We start from the raw sequence: 5,994 nt of genomic DNA, 5'->3' as shown, positions 1-5,994 counted from the left end.
GACGGGCACATGGGAACACCGGATCGGCGTCGGCGCGTCCCGGCCTATCTCTTTCGCCTCGATGCGCGCTCCATTGAGATTTTCCAGATGCTCAAACCCAGGCTCATTGTTGCTTCAATCATGCTGCTGCCGGTGATCGCTTCCGGTGCCAAAGGGCAATGGAAGCCGCTTCCGGGATTGCATCGCTGGTCGCAGATTGATCGGATTCCGAGGCATCGGAAGGTGGCGAGGGACGGTGTCCCTGAACCCTATCGCGCGTTGCGCAATCCTTTGATCAGGTCCGCGGCTACGGTCGCGAGAGGAGAGGTGGTTTATGCCGCCCATTGTGCCGCCTGTCACGGCGCGACCGGCACCGGTGATAGACCGGCGGGATCGGTCCTGGCGCCCGCGCCGTTCGATCTTGCCTGGCTTTCTGAAATGAAGGTCTCCCGATCCGACGGATTCATGTATTGGACCATCGCCGAGGGTGGCGCGCCCGTTGCCAGTTCGATGCCTGCGTTCGGAAAGATTCTGGCAGCCGACGACATCTGGGCGGTGACGACATTCATCCAGGCCAATCTCCCAAAGGTCGGGGGGCCACGCCGCTGAAGGCGCATATGGCTCCCCCGTCCTGTCCGGCGATATCGCTGAAATGCTCAGGCGGGCGCGGCGGCGCTGCCATCGCTGGCCAACCACGCCCTGCCTTAGCCAAGGTTCCGATCGCGGGGATGCCACCGCATCGATCAGGTGCCTTTTCGCAATTTGTCGATCTTCTGTTGCTGATGTGCGCGGCTTAGCACCCGGCTGCAGACGAGCCTTGCGCGGTCGGCGACCCGCCCGAGGCATTGAGCCGCATAATCCTGTGCGAGCGGTGTCACGATGGAATCGAGATGTTCATGCTCGACGCTGGCAAAAGAGAAGATCGTCTCAAGATAGGAATCGAACGCCTCGCGCATGCCCTCCCATTGCCCGCGCTCGGCAAGCCACGGGAGCGTTGAACCAGACGTTGTGACCAGCACGAAATCTTTGTTTTCCAACATTTCGTGCGGCTTGTTGTGGCGGATTGCCGTGGCGCTGAGCCCGGCCCCGAGCACGCGATCGACATAGCCCGTAATGATTGCCGGAGGCATTCCGAACCAGATAGGATAGACGAGCGTGATCACCCGCGCAGTCCGCACCAGTTCGAGTTCCCATTCGACATCCGGCGATAGGCGGAAATCCGCCGCCTCGGCCCGCTCCGCGGCGCGCAAGAGCGGATCGAAGCCGATGGCGTAAAGGTCGCGGATCGTCGGCGACTGACCGCATTGACGGATCGAATCCGCATAGGCCGACGCGACCGCATGATTAAAGCTGTTCGGCGCGGGATGCCCAAGGACGATTAGATGATGCAGATCGCCTGGAGTGACGTTCAGCATCTGTCTTTCCTTTCAGAAGGCCCCGACCGCGCGTCGCTCCGCTGGCCCAGCGCGATCGCGATGAGGCTGGCGAAAGAGGTGGCATTGAGTTTGCGCATGAGCCGCGCACGATGGATCTCGACCGTGCGGTGGCTGATTCCCAGCGCCTCTCCGATCGCGCGATTGGTGAGGCCTTGCACGATGCCGTCGAGTACCTCGCGCTCACGTGGTGAAAGGTGATTGAACAGCGGGGGGGTGGCCTTGCCGGCAGGGCGGACGACGCTCCCGGTCATGCCAACGATTCCCGGTGCGGCCGTTCACCCCTAGCGCAGGCGATAGCGGCTGGGTCGCGTTGGCACCGTTGTGCAGGTCGAACTCTCATCGTTCATATCCCCTGGAATGGATCAATGCCCCAAACGGAGGAGGTTCGTCGTTACGTATTGGCCCTAGGGTTTGCGCTTTGGAAGCGAGCAGAACTTTCATGTTCCAATTGAAATGTGACCTCACATCGCCAATCCGGCCTAGCGGGTGGGCGAAAGGCCGGTCAGCCGGCCCAGTGCGGGCCTGTGAGAGCTTGTTCCACTATCGCTCGCGTTTTGGCGATGACCTGTGCCAGCGACGCGTCAGTGCTCACCGCGTGCCAGCCTGAGGGTACGCGCATCGGTCTCGAGGATTGCAGCCTGACGACCCGCACGTCCGCATCAGAGGCGTCGCCCGCCCGCTTGGCCACGCGAGCGAGCCTTGTTGCCTCCGGTGCTTCTAGCCAGCATCCGATAAATGGAACGCGAGCGTGGGTAGCCACGCGATCGATCCGTACGCGCTCATCATTTCGCGCCAGTACCGCGTCGACGATGACGAAGTTTCCGGACGAGAGATGCGCGCTCGCATGGTCGCAAATCAAGTCGTATACGATATTGTTCGCCAGCGGCGAGTAGAAGCTCTCGGCGAGTTTCTGTTCTGGTGGCACACGCGCCAATCGCTTGCGAAAGACATCCGTGCGTAGCACCCGTGCCCCCGGTGCCCGGCCGAACGCGCCAGCAATTGCCCTCGCAACCGCGGACTTGCCGGTTCCCGAAAGGCCGCCGATCGCCGTAAGGGCGATCGATCCGGGCTCCAGCAGCGCTTCCGCCAATGACAGGAAGCGCAAGGCTTCCTTCTGGTTCGAGGAACGTGCCTGCTGCTCCGCCGCGGCGGCCAACACATGTGCCCTGATCGTCGCCCGCATCGACATGAAGAGCGGGAGGAGCCTTACCCCCTCCTCGTCGGCGGCTACATCGATATAGCGGTTGAAGAGGATATTGGCGTCGGCGGTCAGGCCCTTGCGCCAAAGGTCCATCAATAGGAAAGCGACGTCGTAAAGCGTGTCGGTGGTCGCGAGTTCGTCGCTGAACTCAAGGCAGTCGAAAAGCACCGGTTCACGGTTGATCACGGCGATATTGGCGAGGTGCAAATCTCCGTGCGTCCGCCGTACGAAACCCATGCGCGCGCGCCTGTCGAGCAGAACTGCATGGCGTTCGGCTGTCTTTCGCTGGCTGTCGATAAGCCGCAAGACGCGGGCGCGGCCAAATATCGGGGTGAACCTGGCGAGGCTGTCCGCATTGCCATCGATGATATGCCGTACATCGTTGGCGCCATGCTCGCGCCTGACGGGCCCGGCCTTGTCATGGAACGAGTGGATCTGATCTGCGAGCCGGGTGATCAGTGTGATATCAAGCCCGCCGGCCTCGGCGACATCGGTAAGCAGCGACTGGTCGGGGATGCGGCGCATTTCGAGCAGCCAGTCGACCGGCTCGCCGCAGCCGCCGATGCGAAAGCTTTCTCCGGATCGTACGACCGGATGCACCGCGAGATACATGTCAGGTGCCGTCCGGCGATTGAGGCGAAGCTCAGCTTCGAGCGCAGCGCGACGCAATGGCGGGGTCGAGAAGTCGAGATAGGGATATTTTACCGCTCGCTTCAGTTTCCACGCCCTGTCCCCCGCCAGAAAAAGGCTGGCGGCGTGCGTATCAATTTGCGTGCAGCCATGGCCGTCATCGAGCGTGGCTTTAAGGAAAGCGATGAGATCGCGCTGGCCGCGCCGATCTCGAGGAGGCTGTGATCGGGGCATTGTTCAAGGCCTAACGGGATTTCGTTCCAGCGGCATGGAGGGTGTCATAAGAATGATAGACGGGCAGGATTCTGTCGCCGCTGCCGAACGTGAAGGGGTCAAACCGAGATCGTTCATCGAGGATAACCTCCTGGTAGAGAAATCTATCGGCGCATGATTGACGTGGAGATACTGCGCCGCATTGGGCAAAGTTCCCTGTTTCATGTTCTCGTACCGCCGCGGAATAGCGCCTTCTTGTGCAGCGCTGCACCAGATAGCTGATCCGCGCAGAAAATCGGTCATCCGCTGCATCGCCGGCAAAAAAAAAGACTGTACAATAAGGTCAGGGCGTGACGCGTTTCGGACCCAGGTGGTACTGACGCGAGGCTGCGTTCAGCCCGGCTGGTCGGCGCGGGTGAGACCGAGCCCGTCGAGGTTCTGCGCTACGAAATCCCAGTTGATCGCGTGGCGGAGGATGGCCTCCGCGTAGCTCGCCCGCACGTTCCGGTAGTCGATATAATATGCATGCTCCCACACATCGAGAATCAGGAGCGGCCTCGCATCATGCGCTGCCGGCGTGTCGGCGTCATGATAGGAGGTGACGTCAAGCTTGCCGTCGATCAGATTGAGCGCTGCCCAGCCGCTCGCGAAATGGCCAACGGCTTCGCCTTTCAGCTTTTCAACGAGATTGTCGAGCGAGCCGAAACTCTCATTGATCAGGCCGAGGAGCTTGCCCGTAGGCTGCTTCTTTTGGGGCGACAGGCCAAGCCAATAAAAGCTGTGATTCCAGATTTGCCCCAGCTGATTGAAGAGCTCGTCCGGGCGGGATTTCGCGGTCAGCCGGATCAATTCGAAGAGCGATTTCCCCTGAAGCTCCGGGTTCGTTGCAATGAGCTCGTTCGCCTTTAGGACATAGGCGTTGTGATGCTTGCCATGATGAAAATGGAATGTCTCCGCCGAGAGAATCTCGCCGAAGGCGTCCGTGGCATAGGGCAGTGGGGGAAGCTGAAAGGCCATGATCCGCTCCAGAATGGTTCACCAATGAACAATCGCCCGGGATGAAGATGCAGATTGCGTGCCATCCCGGAATCAAGTTTTAGATGCGTCGCCGGTTCAGTCTCGGCACCATTGCTGCGGGTGCTAGGCAGACACTCACATCAGTCGGCGAATGCCCTCGCGCCCCGATCATCCTGAGCGGATGCCCGCGGGGTAACAAGCCAGTTCCAGACCGCGGCAAAGGTCACGCCGATCACGAACCCGACGCCGGCCGTCACCGCGACAAGCGTCATTGCGGTAACTGCATCAAATGGTGCAAGCATGTAGGTGAATTCGAGGAAATGTAGCTTCAGTATGTAATCGAGCACTGGTTTAGCAGCGCCGAAAGCGATCAGCATTGCCCAGACCAAATGTCCGATCCCCACTACGATTCCGAGGGCAACGCCGCTCTTCAATTTGCTCAGGTGGCGCATGGAATCCACTCCAGATAGCGTTAAAGTCACGCGCAATATGACGTGATCGAAGAGCCATCGGAATCCGCGACAATACCTAGTGTCGTGGCCGCATGAATAGGCGGGTCGCGGCGCGCTGCCGACCCCCGCCTATCACCGGCTCAATCCCGCGCTGACGCACCCTTTGCGGTGAGCATTGCGGCATCCGAACGGCGGCTGGACTGACTGGAAGTGCATGAGTACCGTCTATTTGGGCTCCGCAATGCCGTCGTTCGGCTGATCACCAGTCCATCCACTACTCGTTTCCCGTATAGCGACGTCAAATTCTTGTCCATCGAGCCAGCGGAGAGCGCTTGGACTCGAGGTCCGATGCCACATGTTCGCGGCGCTTGGGTCGCTGGACGCCTGCTTTCTGCCGTCGCCGAAGACCTGGCCGCGGCCTTGGCCGCGATATATTGTTCTCCTATTCCGCTGGCATGACCAGCCACCTTTATTTCGATGATCATGGTGACGCGATGGTGTTGCGGCGGAAGCTCGCGCGGCGAATAGCATCGGATCGGCAGCTGTCGGCGGATGCGAGCGCCAAGTCGCTGACAGGTTGAATTTGGCGCGCGGTCGGCATCGGTCCAAATTTCGCGCTGGTGAGTTTTGCTTTGTTGCTGGATGCGGCGGTTTCAACGCCGCGAGAAACCCGAAATCCGTCCGCCAGTTGCTGACAGGTGCCGTGCTCGCCTGAAAATCGTTCAATTGGGAGCCTGCCACTCTTCGGGGCTGCAGTCGGGCTGGTCGATACCGGGGACCTCCGGCGCGACTTCGGGCGGGGCTGGCGAGGGAGCAAATAGCGGATCGGGCGGGCTCTCAGGCGGCGATTGCGGATTGATCGTATCGGGAGGCGGTGCTCCGGGTGTGGTTGCCATGACCGTTTATCCTCTCTAAGTCCCGGATCGGGAAGCCATCGACACATTGCGCCTCTGCTGAAGCTGGTGCGCCGAGGCAAAGCGCGGCCTTGTGGGATCCGTGCTTCAAGCGAGCTCGTCGAGCCGCTTACTCAATTCACGCGGAGTCAGTACGGCGAGATCCTCGGGGA

Annotated in this window: 7 protein-coding genes; 1 reads left to right on the top strand and 6 read right to left on the bottom strand. The window is 60.7% G+C overall.

Features of this window, described 5'->3' with window-relative positions; translation table 11 throughout:
- Positions 1–588 (top strand): c-type cytochrome (locus tag BGN95_RS07260; protein ID WP_286772115.1); only part of this gene is annotated, 588 nt, incomplete at its 5' end.
- A 134-nt stretch (positions 589–722) separates the two neighbouring features.
- Here the strand turns inward: BGN95_RS07260 and BGN95_RS07255 are convergent.
- The 6 genes from BGN95_RS07255 to BGN95_RS07230 all read right to left on the bottom strand — a co-directional run bounded on the left by BGN95_RS07255 (position 723) and on the right by BGN95_RS07230 (position 4,928).
- Positions 723–1,394, bottom strand: a complete 672-nt coding sequence (locus BGN95_RS07255) for an NAD(P)H-dependent oxidoreductase (protein ID WP_286772114.1) — start codon at positions 1,392–1,394, stop codon at positions 723–725.
- Positions 1,388–1,666 (bottom strand): response regulator transcription factor, encoded by a 279-nt coding sequence (locus BGN95_RS07250; protein ID WP_502688266.1) that lies wholly within the window; start codon positions 1,664–1,666, stop codon positions 1,388–1,390. Before BGN95_RS07250 ends, BGN95_RS07255 begins: the two co-directional genes overlap by 7 nt.
- Positions 1,667–1,917: 251 nt before the next feature.
- Positions 1,918–3,480, bottom strand: coding sequence for a bifunctional aminoglycoside phosphotransferase/ATP-binding protein (locus tag BGN95_RS07245; protein WP_286772113.1), 1,563 nt, complete (start codon positions 3,478–3,480; stop codon positions 1,918–1,920).
- Between the two features lie 3 nt (positions 3,481–3,483).
- Positions 3,484–3,762, bottom strand: a complete 279-nt coding sequence (locus BGN95_RS07240) for a hypothetical protein (protein ID WP_286772112.1) — start codon at positions 3,760–3,762, stop codon at positions 3,484–3,486.
- A gap of 90 nt (positions 3,763–3,852) precedes the next feature.
- Entirely contained in the window at positions 3,853–4,476 is a 624-nt protein-coding gene (locus tag BGN95_RS07235) for a superoxide dismutase (protein ID WP_286772111.1), read from the bottom strand.
- 140 nt (positions 4,477–4,616) lie between these two features.
- Complete coding sequence (locus BGN95_RS07230) at positions 4,617–4,928, bottom strand: hypothetical protein (protein ID WP_286772110.1); 312 nt, start codon at positions 4,926–4,928, stop codon at positions 4,617–4,619.
- Positions 4,929–5,994 lie beyond the last annotated feature (1,066 nt).

The organism is Sphingomonas sp. 66-10, assembly GCF_001897045.1.
Lineage (GTDB): Bacteria > Pseudomonadota > Alphaproteobacteria > Sphingomonadales > Sphingomonadaceae > Sphingomonas > Sphingomonas lycopersici.
This window is presented reverse-complemented; position numbering and strand designations above follow the sequence as displayed.